At 56.4% G+C, this 16,565-nt stretch carries 14 protein-coding genes; 9 read left to right on the forward strand and 5 right to left on the reverse strand.

What is annotated here, in order from left to right; translation table 11 throughout:
• Nucleotides 1–155: 155 nt before the first annotated feature.
• Together SH139x_RS25580 and SH139x_RS25585 are read left to right on the forward strand one after the other, a co-directional pair.
• The gene (locus SH139x_RS25580; RefSeq protein WP_488352575.1) at nucleotides 156–809 is read left to right on the forward strand and encodes an NADPH-dependent F420 reductase; all 654 of its coding nucleotides are present in this window, start codon (nucleotides 156–158) and stop codon (nucleotides 807–809) included.
• Nucleotides 810–953: 144 nt separating this feature from the next.
• Nucleotides 954–1,403 (forward strand): response regulator, encoded by a 450-nt coding sequence (locus SH139x_RS25585; protein WP_488352576.1) that lies wholly within the window; start codon nucleotides 954–956, stop codon nucleotides 1,401–1,403.
• A gap of 317 nt (nucleotides 1,404–1,720) precedes the next feature.
• Here the strand turns inward: SH139x_RS25585 and SH139x_RS25590 are convergent, their stop codons facing one another.
• From SH139x_RS25590 to SH139x_RS25600, 3 genes are read right to left on the reverse strand one after another with little or no spacing between them, the layout of a single operon-like run.
• Nucleotides 1,721–5,164 carry an ATP-binding protein gene (locus SH139x_RS25590; RefSeq protein ID WP_488352577.1) on the reverse strand — a complete coding sequence of 1,148 codons (3,444 nt, stop codon included), beginning with the start codon at nucleotides 5,162–5,164 and terminating at the stop codon, nucleotides 1,721–1,723.
• The gene (locus SH139x_RS25595; protein ID WP_488352578.1) at nucleotides 5,164–5,799 is read right to left on the reverse strand and encodes a DUF4194 domain-containing protein; all 636 of its coding nucleotides are present in this window, start codon (nucleotides 5,797–5,799) and stop codon (nucleotides 5,164–5,166) included. Before SH139x_RS25595 ends, SH139x_RS25590 begins: the two co-directional genes overlap by 1 nt.
• Nucleotides 5,796–7,352, reverse strand: coding sequence for a DUF3375 family protein (locus SH139x_RS25600; RefSeq protein WP_488352579.1), 1,557 nt, complete (start codon nucleotides 7,350–7,352; stop codon nucleotides 5,796–5,798). The genes SH139x_RS25595 and SH139x_RS25600 overlap by 4 nt, the downstream gene beginning before the upstream one ends.
• Nucleotides 7,353–7,686: 334 nt before the next feature.
• Here SH139x_RS25600 and rplM point away from each other — a divergent pair, with 334 nt between their 5' ends.
• From rplM to SH139x_RS25615, 3 genes are all read left to right on the forward strand, one after another.
• Nucleotides 7,687–8,154, forward strand: coding sequence for a 50S ribosomal protein L13 (gene rplM, locus SH139x_RS25605; protein ID WP_488352580.1), 468 nt, complete (start codon nucleotides 7,687–7,689; stop codon nucleotides 8,152–8,154).
• 42 nt (nucleotides 8,155–8,196) lie between these two features.
• Nucleotides 8,197–8,610, forward strand: a complete 414-nt coding sequence (gene rpsI / locus SH139x_RS25610; protein ID WP_488352581.1) for a 30S ribosomal protein S9 — start codon at nucleotides 8,197–8,199, stop codon at nucleotides 8,608–8,610.
• A gap of 120 nt (nucleotides 8,611–8,730) precedes the next feature.
• Nucleotides 8,731–9,297, forward strand: a complete 567-nt coding sequence (locus SH139x_RS25615) for a DJ-1/PfpI family protein (RefSeq protein WP_488352582.1) — start codon at nucleotides 8,731–8,733, stop codon at nucleotides 9,295–9,297.
• 138 nt (nucleotides 9,298–9,435) lie between these two features.
• Here SH139x_RS25615 and SH139x_RS25620 read toward each other — a convergent pair whose 3' ends face one another.
• Nucleotides 9,436–10,713 (reverse strand): nickel-dependent putative hexonate epimerase, encoded by a 1,278-nt coding sequence (locus SH139x_RS25620; protein WP_488352583.1) that lies wholly within the window; start codon nucleotides 10,711–10,713, stop codon nucleotides 9,436–9,438.
• Between the two features lie 137 nt (nucleotides 10,714–10,850).
• Between SH139x_RS25620 and SH139x_RS25625 the strand changes: the two genes are divergently transcribed.
• From SH139x_RS25625 to SH139x_RS25635, 3 genes are all read left to right on the forward strand, one after another.
• Nucleotides 10,851–11,285, forward strand: coding sequence for a 3-hydroxyacyl-ACP dehydratase FabZ family protein (locus SH139x_RS25625; protein WP_488352584.1), 435 nt, complete (start codon nucleotides 10,851–10,853; stop codon nucleotides 11,283–11,285).
• A complete protein-coding gene (locus SH139x_RS25630; protein ID WP_488352585.1) occupies nucleotides 11,285–12,124 on the forward strand; it encodes an enoyl-ACP reductase FabI in 840 nt (279 codons plus the stop codon). The genes SH139x_RS25625 and SH139x_RS25630 overlap by 1 nt, the downstream gene beginning before the upstream one ends.
• An 81-nt stretch (nucleotides 12,125–12,205) precedes the next feature.
• The gene (locus SH139x_RS25635) at nucleotides 12,206–13,468 is read left to right on the forward strand and encodes a CehA/McbA family metallohydrolase domain-containing protein (RefSeq protein ID WP_488352586.1); all 1,263 of its coding nucleotides are present in this window, start codon (nucleotides 12,206–12,208) and stop codon (nucleotides 13,466–13,468) included.
• 226 nt (nucleotides 13,469–13,694) lie between these two features.
• On the opposite strand, the gene radC is transcribed toward SH139x_RS25635, so the two are convergent.
• Entirely contained in the window at nucleotides 13,695–14,711 is a 1,017-nt protein-coding gene (gene radC, locus SH139x_RS25640; protein ID WP_488352587.1) for a RadC family protein, read from the reverse strand.
• A gap of 302 nt (nucleotides 14,712–15,013) precedes the next feature.
• Between radC and SH139x_RS25645 the strand changes: the two genes are divergently transcribed.
• Nucleotides 15,014–16,522: a Gfo/Idh/MocA family protein gene (locus tag SH139x_RS25645; RefSeq protein WP_488356093.1), complete on the forward strand. Its 1,509-nt coding sequence runs from the start codon at nucleotides 15,014–15,016 to the stop codon at nucleotides 16,520–16,522.
• Nucleotides 16,523–16,565 lie beyond the last annotated feature (43 nt).

Consider the following 16,565-nt stretch of genomic DNA (forward strand, 5'->3'; position numbering starts at 1 on the left):
CGCGGACTCTTCGGGCACCACGCCATTTTGCCAAACAGCTTGGCTCGCCCGCTGGACAATCCGCGGGGAGGCGGTTACGAGTAGGTGGAGAAAATTGCAACTCTCCGTGATGGCTCTTTCCATCGCGAGGCTTCTCCACTGAAAGCTCAACAAAGATGGATATCGCGATCATTGGCACCGGGAATGTCGGCAGCGTGCTTGGCCGGCGTCTGGCGGCGGCCGGGCATCAGATCACTTTCGGCAGTCGCGACCCAGCGTCCGCTCGCGTCCTTCAACTGGTCGCCGAGAACGAACTGGCCCACCAAGCAAGAAACGTCGCCGCAGCGGTTGCCTCCACCGACTTGGTGATCCTGGCCACGCCGTATGACTATCTGGAGACAACATTGACGGCTGCTGGCGACTTGGCTGGCAAGACGGTGGTCGATTGCTCCAACCCGCTGACCCCCAGCTTTGATGGATTGCAGCTCGGTTTCGATTGCTCAGCAGCCGAACGTGTCGCCGCCCTGGTACCCGACGCTCATGTCGTAAAAGCCTTCAACACGGCCAGCGTTTCGACCATGGCCGACCCCCATTACGGCAGTCAACAAGCAACGATGTTTTACTGCGGTGATAACGCCGCGGCCAAACAACGCGTGCATGCATTAATCGAGGACTTGCAAATGGAGCCGGTCGATAGCGGCCCCTTGGCAAACGCTCGCTACCTCGAACCGATGGCGATGCTCTACATCCATTTGGCCGTGCAACAAGGGTGGGGCGGAAACTGTGCCCTGAAAATGCTCAAACGCGAATCAAAGCTTGCCAAGTCGTAACTCGCCCAGGCCGCACGCCGCAGCCAGCCAGCCAAAGCGGAGGCGACAAATCGCGGGAGATTGCCTAAAATTAGGCGTGACTGCCTACCACGCCCTGCTTCGCTGTCATCCCGAACACACCCCCGCACTCCCGAAAGCTCGCTAATGTCTTCCGCCGACCGAATCTTAATTGCCGATGATAACGCGGCAAATCGCGAACTATTGGAAGCCTACTTGGTCTCGGTCGATTGCGAAATTGAGACGGCCGTCGATGGTCAGGATACCTTGGAAAAAGTGGCGTCCTTCCAGCCCGACCTAATTCTGCTGGACGTGATGATGCCCAAATTGAGCGGGTTCGAGGTCTGCAAGCAACTGAAGGAAACCGCCGCCACGCGACGCATCATGATCTTGATGGTCACCGCGCTCAACGAACTGGGAGATATCGAACGCGCCGTAAATGCCGGCACCGACGACTTCCTCAGCAAGCCGGTGAACAAGATCGAGCTGGTCAAACGGGTCGGCAACATGCTGAAACTAAAGGGAACCGAGGACGAGCTGGACCGCTTGCGGGCGTATATCCGCGAGATGGAAGACCAAACCCGCCCTTCTACCTAACTGAGCAAAACCGAATCAGCCGCAACGCGCCAGCGTCCGGTTCCCGGTGTTGTGGTGTGATGTGAAAACCGCAGGCTGGCGCCAGGCGGCTGATGGAACCACGGCCAACGCTCCAGCAGGCATCAGCCGCAACGCGCCAGCGTGCCGTTCTCCGGTGGCGTGTTGTGCTGTGAAAACCGCAGTCTGGCGCCAGGCGGCTGATGGAACGACGGCCGACGCGTCTGCAGGAATCAGCCGCCTCGCGCCAGCGTGCGGTTCTTCGGCGGCGTGAGCTAACGCTCAACGACTGACTGTACTTTCGGCGGAGCGAAAGGCGACTATTTGGGCTTTCGCGGCGGGCGACTTGAGCTGGCGGCTGGCGGTGCGCCGTTGCCATCAACAAAACCAGCCGCCACGGTGGCGTACTCGCGAGCGGTCATGCTGAAAATTTGCGAGTGACTCGAAGCGGCATCTTTGACCACGTGCAGATAGCAGTCCACGAAAGGCTCCGTGATTCTCGCTTTGGCATCGAGCGGTGCCACAATCAACAGTTGCAAACCAAACTGCTCGAACAGCCGCAACGCGTATTCGGCATAGGCATCGTCGACCTTGGAGAACATTTCGTCGACGCAGACAAATTGAAATTTCCCGGGCAACGATTCGCGAGGGTCCAAATCGTATTGGTAAGCGATCGCCGCAACCAAAATCGTGAAAGCCAGCTTGGCTTTTTCGCCCCCTGATTGACCCGAGCTATCGCGGTAGGAGCTGAGCGTCTCGCCGCTGGCCAAATCGACTTCGCAAGCTACAAAATCAAACCACCGCCGCACATCGATCACTTTTTCTCGCCACCGCGAGCGTTCGCTGTCGGCCAAGCGGCTGACCAATCGTTCGATCTGTTGATACCGTGCTTCACGAACTTCGTCGGAATCACGCTGAGATTCTTCCAGGCACTGACGCAGCTCTGATTGAAAGTCGTTGATTTCCCGGTCGGCCACTGGTTGTGCCTCCAGCCGCATGCAGGTGCCGGGGCGATATTCGAGTTCGGCCAACGCCAGGTTGAGCTGCTGGAGCTTATCTTCAATTTGCTTTGCTTCGGCTCGCAAAGCCCCGGAAAAAAGTGCCACTTCCTGGCCGATCTTTTCATTCAGTCGATTCTTGAATCGCTGTTGGTGTCGAGGCAAATCCTCTTGACGAATCTCCGTTAGCTTGCCGAGAAAACTGGGCAGCGCATCGCTGCGGGCGTCAAGGTCGGCTTGCTGCTCGGGGAACTCTCTCAAGTAACGCCCCATCAGCGTCACGAGCTGTTCCGTCAGCGGGGCGATTTTTTCCCGCAAGCGGTTTAGCTCCAAATTCGTTTGCTTCTGAAAAGCCTGCTCTTGAGCGAACAAATTCTCGCTGGTCAGCGGTTGGCTGCTAAAGTGGGCATCGAGCTGTTTTTCGATTTCCGCATCCAAAGGGATTGCCGCCGGATCATCGGCCGCGACCCGGACGACGTTGCCGAGCAAATTTTCGCAAGCCCGAATCGACTGTTTCAGCTCCGCTTCCAGCATGACTTGTTCATCACGCTCGCGCTGCCGCGATTCCAGTTGTGAGTGCAGCGAAGCCAAGCGTGCCTGCTGTGTCTTGGCCAGTTTTTTGGGATTCGTCTCAACCGCCTGCTCTTGTTCTAAAGCGTGCAACTCGGCCGCGTGACGATTCACATCAAGCGCGGCAAAATCATGCATCGTCTCGATCTGCTGGGCCGCATCAAACTGGCGTCGATATTCCTCAAGTTGGCTTTCCGACGCTTCAAGTTGGCTGACGAGCTGCTGACGCTGACGACGCAGATCGGCGATTCGACGCAAGATTTCGGCTTGTTTTTCACTGCTGTCCCAGCCGAGGACAAAATTACGAGGATCGACAGTTCGCGGGCGATCATCTTTCTCGTGATGATTGGCGGTTGTTTTCAATTGTCGGTTGATCGTCAAAGCAAACCGAGCCGTTTGATCGAACTCCTCCAGCGATTCGCAGCAACGAAAGTCAAACCGCCTGGTGATTTCTTGACGCACCCAGTCGGCCAAAGCGTGCGTGGGATGGAACGTCAGTTTATGAACCAGCGAATGCGCGGCATGGGGGCGAGCTTGCTCCGCGGTGTTGTCTCGAACAGCGGGGGCTGGCACGCGCAGGTAAACCAACTTCTGCCCCACGCCGCGGGCGTCAACCAAAGCGACTCGTTCGACGTAGCTGCGGACTTGTCGGTAATGCGATTCGTTGACCAACATGCTGAGGGCAAACCCGCGGAGCACCAGTTCGATTGCGGGCTGCCAACGTTGTTCGGCCGGGTCGAGTGCGATTAACTCCGCGGCGAAAGGAAGCTCGGACTCGGCGATCTGCAAGTCGTCGCAAAGTCGCTGGCGAACCGTGACGAGGCTGGCAGGTAGGTTCCCCGTCCGCGAAGCCAGTTGAGTGATCTCCTGTTGCTGTTGTTCCAGATCGGCATCGAGCGTCGCGAGGCTGGCCGTTAGCTTGGACTGCTGTTTTAACGCATCTTGATAGGCTTGGCGACGAGCGGGAAACTCGCTGGCAACTTGATTGCGGAGCAGGGCAAACTGTGATTCATTGCTGGCGACCTCGCGGCTGCCCCAGGTCTGCAAGGCGTTATGAAAGCGACGAAATTCATGCTGCTTGGCGCGGAGGATTGCTTGTTCGCGAGCGATCAAAATGGGCAGCGTACGGCTCCGTTCCCCACCGCTATCTTCTAACGCATTTTGCAACTGGCGGAGGCTATCACGGAGCTGCTGCATTTCTTCAGCCAACCGACTCTTCGATTGCAACACCTCTTCCAGGCGTTTTCGACCGGCAGCGAGCTCCGGCTCGAACAGCCGCTCGGTTTGCTTACGGAAATAGGCTTCGCTAGCGGCCAAACGTTGTTGGGCGTTGGCTAGCTCGGCGGCATGCTGTTGATAGCTGGCCCCCAAGCGTTCAATTGGCAACAACAGATCATGCGCTTGTCGAACGCGGCTCAGTTCACGGTGGGCTGAGGCCAGATCGTTGAAGTGGGACAGCAGACGCTGCACCTTATCTCGCCAATCATGAGATTCGAGCATGTGTCGGCGAAGAAAATCATTCAAGCTATGAATATCTTTCACCGCCACAGTTTGGTTAAACATATCCATCGCTTTGGCTCGCATGCCGGTTTTCCGGGCGATCCAAGCTTCGTATTCGACATACTTTTTTGTCGTCCGATAGCCATGTTGCCGGAGCCGGCCGCGGACTTCTTCACTGCGCTCGATGCCGGACAAATCGGCCACCAAGCTGCGGGCTTCGCTGGACATCGCAAATGTCTTTTCGATGCCACCATCGGAAGTTTGATGAAAGACTTGGCAGAGCGTGAAAGACTGATCAAGCGTCTCATCAGTAAAGACAGCCAACAGGGCCGAGTAGTGTGCCGTTCCGGGGCGAAGGTACTTGACCAAGTTTGCCGCATCGCCATCACCGTTGCGTCCGTACGCGCCGCGAACGTAACTTCGCTCGCCACGCTCCGATTTTTTCGCACCGGCTGCGACGTTGTAATTGCGGATGCCGGACGGAACCAGCAACGTCAGCAACGCGTCGACGAGCGTCGATTTGCCGGAGCCATTTTGTCCGACCAGCAGCGAAGTGCGACCGCGGGGAACCACCGAGTGGACTTGGCCCCGCGAACTGTCGAAAGTCCCCCAGTTGTAGACTTCCAGTTGATGCAAGCGAAAGCCAGAATACTGTGATCCAGGGTGCTGGGGCGTTGCCTGATAATGATTATCCATTAGGCCTTTTCGGACTCCGGATCTAGAGGTGCGTTGGCTGTCGCTTCAGCGGCTTGCAGCAGTTGCGTCCGCAGCTCTTCTAATTGTTCGATTGGCAAACGTGACTTAAGCAGGCGACGTACTTCCCAAGTTTGCGAGTTGCGTTGCCAAGGACGCACAAATTTGAGCTTTTCCAGTTTTGCCATCGCGCTGAGCAAACGGCGTTGCAGCTGCACGTCATCGAGTTTGGCGGGAAAGAAAGTTCGCCAAATGTCGCGAAGTGTCTCCAGTTCGACGACGCAGCGTTCGTTATCGAGATCCTCATCCTCAAACTGACGATAGGCATCACGTAACAACACGCACAGCAAGGTGGCGTCATAGCCGAGCGTGGTGCGGCGAAACAGCGTCGGTAAGCGTTCGTACCCGGGTGGCTGTTCCTCCGCGGTGGATTGTTTGAGATACGCCAAACCATCCGGCTCGTCGACCACCAACACCAAACCGATCTTCAGAAAATAGGCGGTCAGCTCCGATTGATTGGCCAGCAGAATATCCCAAGTTTCGTTGTCGTCCGCGTAGACGGCACCTTGCAGAAGTCGGACTGCGGCAATGCCCAGCTCGCGAAATTCAGGATAAGCGGTTTCGGAATCGACAATCATGAAAAAGCTCCGAACGTATTTGATTGGCGAAACACGACGCGGGGCACATCAAATAGGACAGTCTGTTGGGGCTGCGTCGGATCGAGAGCCAGGGTGAGTTGTTCGACGTGTTGACGATCGACCAGATGACCATCGTCATGGGCAATTTGGATATAGCCGAGCACTTCCAGAATGCCACCACGCGAAGGTTGAGATTGAAGCATTTCTGCCAGGCTGATCTCGTCGCGGTTTCCCAGCGCCACGGTCACCGAGCGGCGCATCGCCGACCAATCCATGCGAGGCAGCTGAGCCAAACGCTTGAAAGCGTCCAAGCGATCGTCCGCATCATCCTCGCCATCGTGCATGGTCGTTGCCGTGAACCGCGTCGAGGGTTGCCAGAAGGCCTTTTGAAAGGCGTTCCCCAAATCGAGTTCCGTTGCGATCTGCAGTGAGACCGTTTGTTCGGGAGGCTGCTCAGCCAGCTGTCCGGCCAGCCCACGAATGTCCGTCAAGAGGCCTGCGAGCCGTTGGCGGCTGGCCGTCGTTTTGGCATCGAGCAAACGCCGTAGCGCTTTGCTTAAGCGATGCGTGGTAGCCAGCACTTTCTCGGCTTCGCTGAGCAAAGCCGGAACCATTGCTTCCACGCGATGCAAAGCCTCAGGTTGATCGCTTAGGGCGTCGACTTGGCGGAGCCGTTGCGCAACCGCTTCGAGATGCTCTTGATTGGCGGGGGCCAGCACAAAGCGAACGAACTCGTGAAAGCTGATTCCTTGATCAGCCCGCTGCAATTGCTCTTCGGCGTCGAGCGCGTCTTGCAGAATATCGCCACGCTGGCGGTCGGCAGCGAGTGTTTGTTGGTGAACTTGACGGGTGATGGTTTGGAACGATTCTTCCACCGCGCGAAAATCGCTCTGCAATTGGGTGAGGTCCTGCATGGCGTCAGCAAACCGCTCGCGAATCGCGGTCGGCGAATAAGTCTCGGCCACCCCCGCCTCGCGAATGCTGGCGATCTCGGTATCGATTTGCTCACGTTGAGCGAGCAAGTAGTCAAGCCGTTGCTGGGGGTCATCGTTGCCGCGAATGGCCAAGTCGGTGAGCGAATCGACAATCCGGCGAAGTCGCGATTCGGTGCCCACGAACCCCAGTCGTTGATCCAACATTTCGGAGACAAACCGCAACACGCATTCACTTTGCGGCGACAACTCGTAAACCGGTTCGGAAGTGGCCGCGGCCAACCGCCGCCGCAACCAGCGCACCTCGCCGGTGCTCCAGCGTTGCAGATAGGCTTCGGCAGGCTCTCGCAACACGCCAAAACCCGTCTGCTGGCTTTGATTAGGTGGGATTTGTTGGTTAGTTGAGGATTGATCGAGAAGAGACTGATCAAGTTGATCTTTGAAATCGGCCAGCCGAGCCGCCAAGTCGCCGTGTCCCCAGGTGATTTTACCGGCATCCTTAAAAGTCGCGTTGAGAAAAGCGACGATATACGGAGCTTGGGGGGATCGCAGCAGACGCATCGTCGGGCTGGACACGAAGAAGGTCAGCAGACGCTCCAGCCTGGGGGTGGGCTGCTGCATCGAAACAGGGCTCCCGATGGTAAGGCGGTAAAAAGCAGAGGTGAAAAACGAGCAACCGCCCGCTGCGGCAACTGGCTGAGGGTCTATTGTAAGCGGAAAGAGCGAGGAATTCCCCTTTTTTAAACAGCCCAAGTGTTGTTTGGTACATTATTTAGGTAGAATTGCCGCAGCTTTCTTGCTCGTTGCCCTTGCCGGACATTTGGCTGAGCGGTAAACTCCGCGATTCAGTGGGCGAGGGTCGTTTTGCGTTGAGGGGTAACTCTCCGCGGATCGTGTCGTTTCATCAATTTGACTGAACAAGCCGTTTGATTTGCTTCGGTGCGAGGTACCGACCGTGGTTGCACAAAAAACATACGTTGCCAAGACAGGCCAAGTAGAACGTAACTGGCATGTGGTTGACGCCACCGACCAGACGTTGGGCCGTTTGGCTAGTGATATAGCCGTAATTTTGATGGGCAAGCATCGCCCCGACTACACCCCTCACGTTGATACCGGTGATTTCGTCATCGTGACCAACGCGGAGAAAGTGACAATGACCGGCAACAAGCTGGATGTTCGTCACTATACATGGTATACGGGTTATCCCCGCTTGCGGTTGGAAAGCTACCGCGATCGGCTTGCTCGGAAGCCAGAGGATTTGATCTACCACGCGGTTCGCCGGATGCTGCCGAAGAACAAACTGGCGGCTCAGATGATCAAAAAGATGAAAATCTATGTTGGTCCTGATCACCCACACCAGGCCCAGCAGCCTCAGGTGTTGGAAAATGTCGGCAAGCGAGTCAAACGTCAAGTCGAACTATAACTAGCCCCTTCTATCTCCTGATTTCCGAAGTCACGCGATTCCATGATCGTAGTAAAAAAAGATAAGATCAACGGTGATGCACTGGGAACTGGTCGTCGCAAGTCGAGCGTCGCTCGCGTGCGTGTGCGACCCGGTAGCGGCAAGATCATGATCAACCGCAAGCCCATTGAAGAATACTTTGTCAATGATCAAGACCGTCGCGCCATCGTTGATGCTTTAACTACGGTCGACAAGACCGAGCAAGTTGACGTGATCGTGCGAGTGGCAGGTGGTGGCCTCAGCGGCCAAAGCGGTGCGATCCGCATGGGTTTGGCGCGAGCACTCGTCTCGTTCGACCCAGAATTGCACGATCCCCTCCGCGATGCAGGGTTCATGACCCGCGACTCACGCATGAAAGAACGTAAGAAATACGGTCTGCGTGGCGCCCGCCGTGGTGTGCAGTTCAGCAAGCGGTAACTCACCGCCGAATTGCTGGTCATCGTGTTGTAATTGCGAAATGGATCAGTTTGAGTCTTCCGCGGTCGCTGCTCACTCGGGCAGCGGCCGTTTTTCTTGCGCCCGAGAGGATATTTAGCAATGATCCCTCAAGTATTGATCATCATCGGTGATGCCTCCGAAACACTCGATACGATGTATCCATTCTATCGCTTGCAAGAAGCCGGCATGCAACCCGTGATCGCCGGGCCAGAGAAGCGTCGCTTTCAAATGGTGATGCACGAAGTCAAACCGGGCTGGACAATCACCAAAGAATGGGAAGGCTATACGATCGAAGCCGACGTTGCCTTCTCGGAAATTCATCCGGAAGATTACGCGGGAATCATGTTCTCAGGCGGGCGAGCCCCAGAGTACATTCGCTATGACCAAGACCTAGTCCGCATCACGCGACATTTCTTTGAAGCCAACAAGCCGATCGCCAGCGTTTGCCACGGTGTAGAGATTCCCGCCTACGCCGATTGCGTGCGCGGACGGCGGATGGCGACCGTCCCCAAATGCAAGTTTGATCTGGAAGTTTGCGGCGGGATTTTCGTCGACGAAGCATGTGTAGTCGACGGCAACCTAGTCAGCGGACGCACCTTCCACGACAACGGCCATTACATCGGCCCCTGGATCGAATTGCTGCAAGCGGCCGCCGCCAAAAGCTAAGCAATCAGCCGCAATGCGCCAGCATGCGGTTCCAGGGAACCGTGAGCTTGCGATTGACGGCTGACACAACCGAATGACTGATGCCGAAGTGCTCAGCTGCATTAGAAAAAGCTAGTGACCTTGAGTGGGCAAAGCAGCTCAACCGCCCGTCACATCGGCCATCCAGAGGCCCAGTGATGGATTCCGGATAAAGTAGAATTCCTCGCCCTTGGAATCGCGTTGCCAACCATCTTGCAGCACTCGCAAGTCATACTGGCGTAACAGCGAGTCGCAATCGACCCATTGATAATTGACCGATTCGATCTCTTCGCGAGAGAGTTTTCCGGCACCGTAAAAGACCTCAAACCGGTTCTCGGGCGAGCCATGAATCAGATGCGCGGCGGCCGACGGATTGGCCGCCAGATCAGCGTGCTGCTGGCATAACTGCAGCACCTCGGCACTGGGGCGGTAACCGTATTTGCGAATCAACATGTCGATCTGCTCGTCCTCGCCAAATGCTTCCACAGCCGGCGCGATCACCGTCAAGCGTCCGCCGGTCTTAATCGCCATGCGAGTTCGATAGATCGCTTTGTTCCCCAGCCAAGTACTGTGGAATTCACTGGGGTCCAGGTAGGCGACCACATGCTCAGGCGGCTTGTCGAGTCGATTGACGTTCACCAGAGCCGACAATTCCGCGGCCATTTCGAACGTCGCGTGATCGTCGCCAATAAACAATCCACGCGTGATTAATTGGCCGTCAGCAAGCGACTCGATAACGGTCAAAACATACAGCAGCGGCATGTCTTGGCAAAAATGGTCCTGGGCGTAATTCAGAATCTTTCGCAGCGGCGTGTTGGCGCGGCCCATCGTCCGTTCCATGCCGTAGGCGGCGCTCAGAAAGTGGCTCTCGTTGATCCCGGCGGCGCCTCCCGTGCCGACAAATACGTTCTTGTTGTAGTTGGCCATGCCGATAACTTCGTGGGGCACAACCTGGCCGATGGAGACGATCAAATCATGTTTACCCTCGATCAACAGGCGATTCACTTGAGCCGGCCAAGGCTTGCAATAAATCCCTTCGGTGACTTGGCTGACAAATTCCGCCGGCACCTCGCCCAGGGTGACGATGTCGTCGCGCCAGCGGTGAGGACGAAATAACGACTCCGGTACGCCGGGAAACATGTCGGCGATCTGCGCCGACGGCATCGGCTTGTGTGTCCCCAGGGCGGGCATGATGTCGGCGATTGCCGGCCCCCGCAGCTGGTACAACAGGGCAGTCAGTTCGCCAGCCCGACTGGGCAATCGGGTATAGTCTGGCGGTAGCACCAACATACGCTCAACGGGTTTCCCCAGAGCTTCGAGTGCGGTTTCCAGCCCCCGCCGTAAGTCGTCAGTGCTGAGGTTGGCCTGCTGATTTCCCTCGGCAAAATAAGTTGGCATGCTTGCATCTCGTCACAGGGTACCCATAAAGCTGCAATCGCCCCCCGGCTTGACCGGTTGCGGTTCGCATCGTTTGATGACCATGCTACTGGACCGAACAATAATCGACGACCTGCCCTTTCCTGAATGGATAAAGAATGACCGCGGAAAAAATCGAACAAGCAATCCCCCATCGCCTACCCATGCGACTGCTCGACGAGATTGTTGAAGAGGGTGAAGGCTTCGTCATTTGCAAGAAGACTTTTCACGATGACGACTTTTTCGTGCAAGGACACTTTCCCGATTACCCGCTGGTCCCAGGTGTGATTCAGTGCGAATGCTGTTTGCAAGCGGGGGCGATCGTGCTCAGCCGCCAGACACCCAAGGAGGGCGTTGTCCCAGTCGCCACTCGAATGGACAACGTCAAATTCAAACGCATGGTACGCCCCGGCGACACCGTATTGGTTGAGGCCAGGCTGAACGATCACTTAGGGGCCGCTTACTATCTCACCGGGAAGGTGACTCTCGATGGTAAACTCGCCGCCCGGCTTGATTTCGCCTGCTCGGTCGCCGACCCACGCGAGGCTTCCTAATGTCCCCCACCAATGCGCAAAACGAAGATCTGGCCGGCGACTTTCTGCAACTGCGTGGTCGCAAGCTCTTGATCATGGGCGTGGCGAATCGCAAGAGCGTGGCCTGGCGGATCGCCGAGCTGTTGCGGCAATGCGGAGCCGAATTGGTCTTCACCGTACGCAGCGAAGCGCGACGCGAGCAGACCGCCAAACTGCTGAGCGGCTATCCCGTGTTCGTGTGCGACGTGGAGAAGCCAGAAGAGATCGAACGTTTGGCCAATGAGCTCAGCCAACTCCAGCAGCCGCTCGATGGGCTCGTGCATTCGATTGCGTTCGCCGATTACCCCGAAGGCATTCGGCCATTCCACGAAACGACGAAAAGCCAGTTCTTGCAAGCTGTTGACATTTCTTGTTATTCGTTGATCGCCGTTAGCAACGCGCTGAAAGATATCTTGCGCCCCGATGCTTCGGTCGTAACCATCGGCATCAGCACGACGCGGATGGCCAGTGAAAGCTATGGCTATATGGCTCCCGTAAAAGCAGCCCTCGAGTCGTCGTTGGCATTCCTTAGCAAGTCATTCAGCCGGTTTTCCGCAGTCCGCTTTAACGCGGTGGCCGCGGGTTTGCTAAAGACGAGCGCGTCGGCCGGAATCCCCGGGTATGTCGATTCGTACCTCTTTGCCGAACAAGTGATCCCCCGCGGGCGAGCCGTGGAAACCGACGAAGTCGCTTCGACCGCTGTGTTTTTGCTCAGCCCACGTGCTTCGGGGATAACGGCCCAGCGAATCGTGGTCGATGCCGGCATGGAGATCAATTACTTTGATGCAGATATCGTGAAGAAAGTAGCCAACAGCCCCTGAGCCGTATACGATCAGGCCAGCTATGGCACTCCTAAAGTCCCGCCGTCCTTCCAACCACTTATTCCACCGCGGCACCCACGCATGATACACCACCCCACCATCAGTCGTCTTCTGCACCTCATCGTTTTGACGCTACTCATGGGCCAGTTGCCGGTGTCAGGCCAAGAGTATCCGCTCCGCTGGTGGAAGGGAAATCTGCACACCCACACATTCTGGAGCGACGGTAATGACTTTCCAGAAATGTCGGCCGATTGGTACCAACAACGGGGCTATAACTTCCTTGCCCTGACCGATCACAACGTGCTTAGCCAAGGCATGCGTTGGATGGAAGTCCGCAAGGTAATTGACCGGGGCGGCGACGAGGTGATGGAGAAATACTTACAGCGTTTTGGCAGCGAGTGGGTGGAGACGCGTGGGGAAACCGACTCGCCCGATTTCGCAGTGCGGCTGAAACCTTTCGATGAGTATCGTTACTTGTTGGAAAGGCAAGGCGAATTCATCCTCATTCCGGCTGAGGAGATCAGCGATCGCGCCGAAGGCAAGCCGGTTCACATGAATGCGACAAACCTCGCTGAGGTGATTCAGCCCGTCGGTGGCGAAACAGTTCGCGAAGCCATCGCCAATAATTTTCGCGCCGTCGACGAACAGGCCAAGCGGTTGGGACGGGAGATTTTATTACATCTCAATCATCCTAACTTTGGTTGGGCCGTGCGTCCGGAGGATCTTGCCCTAGTCACTGAAGAACGTTTTTTTGAAGTTTATAATGGTCACCCCGGAGTCAATCATTTGGGCGATAAGACGCGTCCTTCAGTCGAAGACTTTTGGGACCTGGCGAACTCGCTACGTTTGACAGTGCTGAACGTCGAGCCTTTGTTCGGCATCGCCACCGACGACACGCACCACTATCACGGTAAGGGAGGCAGTCGCCCAGGGCGTGGCTGGGTAATGGTACGGTCACGATTCTTAACTCCCGAACATTTGATTCGCGCGATTAAGCGGGGTGATTTTTATAGCAGCAGCGGCGTGACTTTACTCGATACCCAGTACGACGAAGCGGCCAAGCGCTTACGAGTCGAAGTGGACGTCGTCGAAGGTGAAACTTATACGATTCAGTTCATCGGCTCGCTGCAACAGCCCACCCCAGAAACACCCGACCGCGAATTAATTGGCAAGGTCTTGAAAACCCAACAGGGAACCAGCGGCACCTATCAGTTAACAGGCGAAGAACTTTACGTGCGAGCCGTCGTCACCTCCTCGGCTGCCGCCGTTGATCCATCGTTCTCGGATCAAAAAAAGCAAGCTTGGACCCAGCCCGTCGGCTGGGAAGCAAGCTTCCGCAAGTAAAGTTCTTAGCATCGCCTTTCGATCAACTACGTTGCTCGGTCATTCGAAGCATCACAATCACTCGTGGGGGTCGTGTTGGGCATACTCGTACTCGCTCGCGGTAGTCACGGTTCGTCGCAAGCGTGCAAGCGATTCCCATTGCGGTTGCAAACTGAGCGAGCGCGCTGCCAATTGATACGCAAACAATTGGCTAGCACGACGCGGATAACCTTCCGTCGCTCAGTCCTTAATGGTCATTTTCCCACTGCTTGAGACTGAGCCCGGTTTCATCGGCGACAATCACGTGGTCGAGCACCGTGATGCCCACGATCTTTCCCGCCGACTCCAATTGCCGAGTGACTTGACGATCTTCCGAACTGGGCGTGGGATCGCCGGAAGGATGATTGTGAACCAGCAGCACAGCGGCGGCCGCGTCACGGATTGCCGGGCGAAAAACCTCGCGAGGATGCACCAAGCTGGCATCCAACGTGCCGACGGTAATCCGGTGGTTGGCGATCGGTTGGTATTTGGTATCCAGCGTAACGATGTGAAACTCTTCCTGCCGGCTGTCGATCGCCAGTCGCAAAAACAATTGGCGACAATATTCAACCGCCGTGTCGGCGCTAACAATCCGAATGCGATCTTCACCCCGTCGCTGAATCTCCCGAGCCACTCGCCGCCCCAATTCGACTCCGGCCATGATCTGGCAATAAGCGGGCTCGGAGACCGCCATGCTGATCTCTTTCAGTTCACTTTGGCTGGCGGTCGGTAGTTTATCGAGCGATTCGGCAAAGCGGTTTGCCAAACGATCACCGGCCTGCAACGCCGACTCGCCCTTCCGCCCGGTGCGAATCAGGATCGCCAATAATTCGGCAGTTCGCAATTGTTGGGGCCCCAAGCGATGAAGACGCTCGCGGGGACGCTCCTCCACCGGCGAAGCGGTGATTTGTGTCCCGCAGATCTGATTGTCAATCCACGCTTCGAGCGGAAAACGATCCGGAGAATTATTCCAGCGGAGCAACTTGACCTCTCGCTCATCAGGACCGATCTGAAACTGCTCTACCAACCAGCCTTCGCTGCGAAGTTGTCGGATTACTCCATGCACGGCCTGCTTGGTAACCCCTTCACAGCCTTCATAGATCGTGTCGGCGGTGAATTGATCGGCTAACCGCATTGGCTCCAAAATCAGTCGAAATCGCTGGCGGGGGTCCTTCACCAGCGACGACGAACTGGCTTTGCGTTTGACAGGATTTGATTCCGACATTTCAAGCGGCCGCAGCAGAGTAGCAAATTTGACCAACCCATCCTTGATAACCCGCACGCTGGGGCACCATCCCCTCACCTGGGACAATCGTGGCAGGAAATTTCACCAAGAAAAGGGGGCAATACCGCACTCCCCTCCAATTAGCTAGGAGCGTGTACCATGCGGGCTGGTGGAAATTACGAGGGTGCAGGTGGCCGAATTAGCGGCTACAATTTTAGACTTCGGCCCGCGGTGATGTCTGTATCTACTCCAGTAGTCTTCGCTTTCCCACCTCCCAAATTTCTCCACAGGAGCAATTGATGATGATTCGTCAATCCCGCCGTCAGTTCATCGGCACGTCCATGGCAGGTGCGGCAGTCGCGCTGGGCAGCGCGCCGCGTCTTCGCGCCCAGTCGCCAAATGAAATCTTGAATGTCGCCGTGATCGGTACCGGCGGGAGAGGCCAGTCGCACGTGGGAGCGTTTTTATCAGACGCCCGCACGCAGATTGTGGCAGTAGTTGACGCCGACGAGGAACACGCGAGCCGAACGGCTGACAAGATTGCCGAAAAGCAGGGCAAGCGCCCTCGCATCGAAACCGACATGCGACGCATTTTTGAGGACAAAACCGTAGACGCGATCAGTACGGCAACACCCAACCACTGGCACGCGCTGTGTGGCGTTTGGGCAATGCAAGCAGGCAAAGACGCATACATTGAAAAGCCCATCTGCCACAACATTGTCGAAGGCTCCGCCTTGGTCGCCGCGGCGCAAAAGTATGAGCGGATGTGCCAGGTTGGTACCCAGTGCCGATCGACCAAAGCGGTCCGTGAGGCGATGGAATTTCTGCACGCCGGCGGCATTGGCGAAGTCAAATTCGCTCGCGGACTGTGCTACAAACGACGCAAATCGATTGGCGCCTTGGGCGATTACCCGATTCCGACCGCCGTCGATTTCAATCTCTGGTCGGGGCCGGCTGTCTACACTGATCCCAAGAACACGCGTCAGCGATTTCACTATGACTGGCACTGGCAGCGATTGTACGGCAACGGTGACTTGGGGAACCAAGGCCCCCACCAAACCGACATTGCCCGCTGGGGCTTGGGGATCGATTCGCACCCGCAAAACATCATCACTTACGGCGGTCGCTTAGGTTATCAAGCGGAACGCAAAGACCCTGCCTACGTCGATGCGGGTGACACGGGCAACACGGAAGTTTCGCTATATGATTACGGAGACAAATGCATTGTCTTTGAAACGCGAGGACTGGGGGTCGACAATTCGGCCGACGAGGAAATCAACAAACTGTTTGGCAGCACCAGCGGCAACAAGGTCGGAGTCATTTTCTACGGCTCCGACGGTTATCTGGTGCAACGCAGCTACACTAACTGCGTGGCGCTCGATAAAGATATGAACGTGGTCAAACAATTCAGCGGCGGTGGTGATCACTTTGGCAACTTTATTGATGCCTGCATGAGCCGTGACGCGAGCAGTCTGCACAGCTCGGCATGGGAGGGCCACCTCTCCGCCGGCATTAGCCATTTGGGTAATATTTCCTACTACATGGGGCAAAACAACAGAGTCTCAGTCTCTGAATTGCGTACCGAATTGGCGAAAGTCAAGAGCTTGGACGACAACGAGGCGACGTTAAATCGGACTGTGCAACACCTGGAAGACAACGGAGTTGAGTTGGACAAGTACCCGATTTCACTCGGCGTGCAATTAGCCTTCGATCCAACCAAAGAGGTCTTCACAAACGCTCCCGAAGCCAACGCGATGCTCGGACGCGAGTACCGAGATGGCTTTGAGTGCCCAGCTGCCGCTGACGTTTAGCGGACAACCATCAATATCGTGCGGCGATGCTAATCGCCGCACG

This window comes from Kothea flammea (genome assembly GCF_052161645.1).
Taxonomy (GTDB): Bacteria; Planctomycetota; Planctomycetia; order Pirellulales; family Pirellulaceae; genus Laterigemmans.

What these genes read in the sequence shown, in the direction of transcription:
- SH139x_RS25580 (WP_488352575.1), top strand. Translation starts at nt 156, where the DNA reads ATGGATATCGCGATCATTGGCACCGGGAATGTCGGCAGCGTGCTTGGC.
- SH139x_RS25585 (WP_488352576.1), top strand. Translation starts at nt 954, where the DNA reads ATGTCTTCCGCCGACCGAATCTTAATTGCCGATGATAACGCGGCAAAT.
- SH139x_RS25590 (WP_488352577.1), bottom strand. Translation starts at nt 5,164, where the DNA reads ATGGATAATCATTATCAGGCAACGCCCCAGCACCCTGGATCACAGTAT.
- SH139x_RS25595 (WP_488352578.1), bottom strand. Translation starts at nt 5,799, where the DNA reads ATGATTGTCGATTCCGAAACCGCTTATCCTGAATTTCGCGAGCTGGGC.
- SH139x_RS25600 (WP_488352579.1), bottom strand. Translation starts at nt 7,352, where the DNA reads ATGCAGCAGCCCACCCCCAGGCTGGAGCGTCTGCTGACCTTCTTCGTG.
- rpsI (WP_488352581.1), top strand. Translation starts at nt 8,197, where the DNA reads ATGATCGTAGTAAAAAAAGATAAGATCAACGGTGATGCACTGGGAACT.
- SH139x_RS25615 (WP_488352582.1), top strand. Translation starts at nt 8,731, where the DNA reads ATGATCCCTCAAGTATTGATCATCATCGGTGATGCCTCCGAAACACTC.
- SH139x_RS25620 (WP_488352583.1), bottom strand. Translation starts at nt 10,713, where the DNA reads ATGCCAACTTATTTTGCCGAGGGAAATCAGCAGGCCAACCTCAGCACT.
- SH139x_RS25625 (WP_488352584.1), top strand. Translation starts at nt 10,851, where the DNA reads ATGACCGCGGAAAAAATCGAACAAGCAATCCCCCATCGCCTACCCATG.
- SH139x_RS25630 (WP_488352585.1), top strand. Translation starts at nt 11,285, where the DNA reads ATGTCCCCCACCAATGCGCAAAACGAAGATCTGGCCGGCGACTTTCTG.
- SH139x_RS25635 (WP_488352586.1), top strand. Translation starts at nt 12,206, where the DNA reads ATGATACACCACCCCACCATCAGTCGTCTTCTGCACCTCATCGTTTTG.
- radC (WP_488352587.1), bottom strand. Translation starts at nt 14,711, where the DNA reads ATGTCGGAATCAAATCCTGTCAAACGCAAAGCCAGTTCGTCGTCGCTG.
- SH139x_RS25645 (WP_488356093.1), top strand. Translation starts at nt 15,014, where the DNA reads ATGATTCGTCAATCCCGCCGTCAGTTCATCGGCACGTCCATGGCAGGT.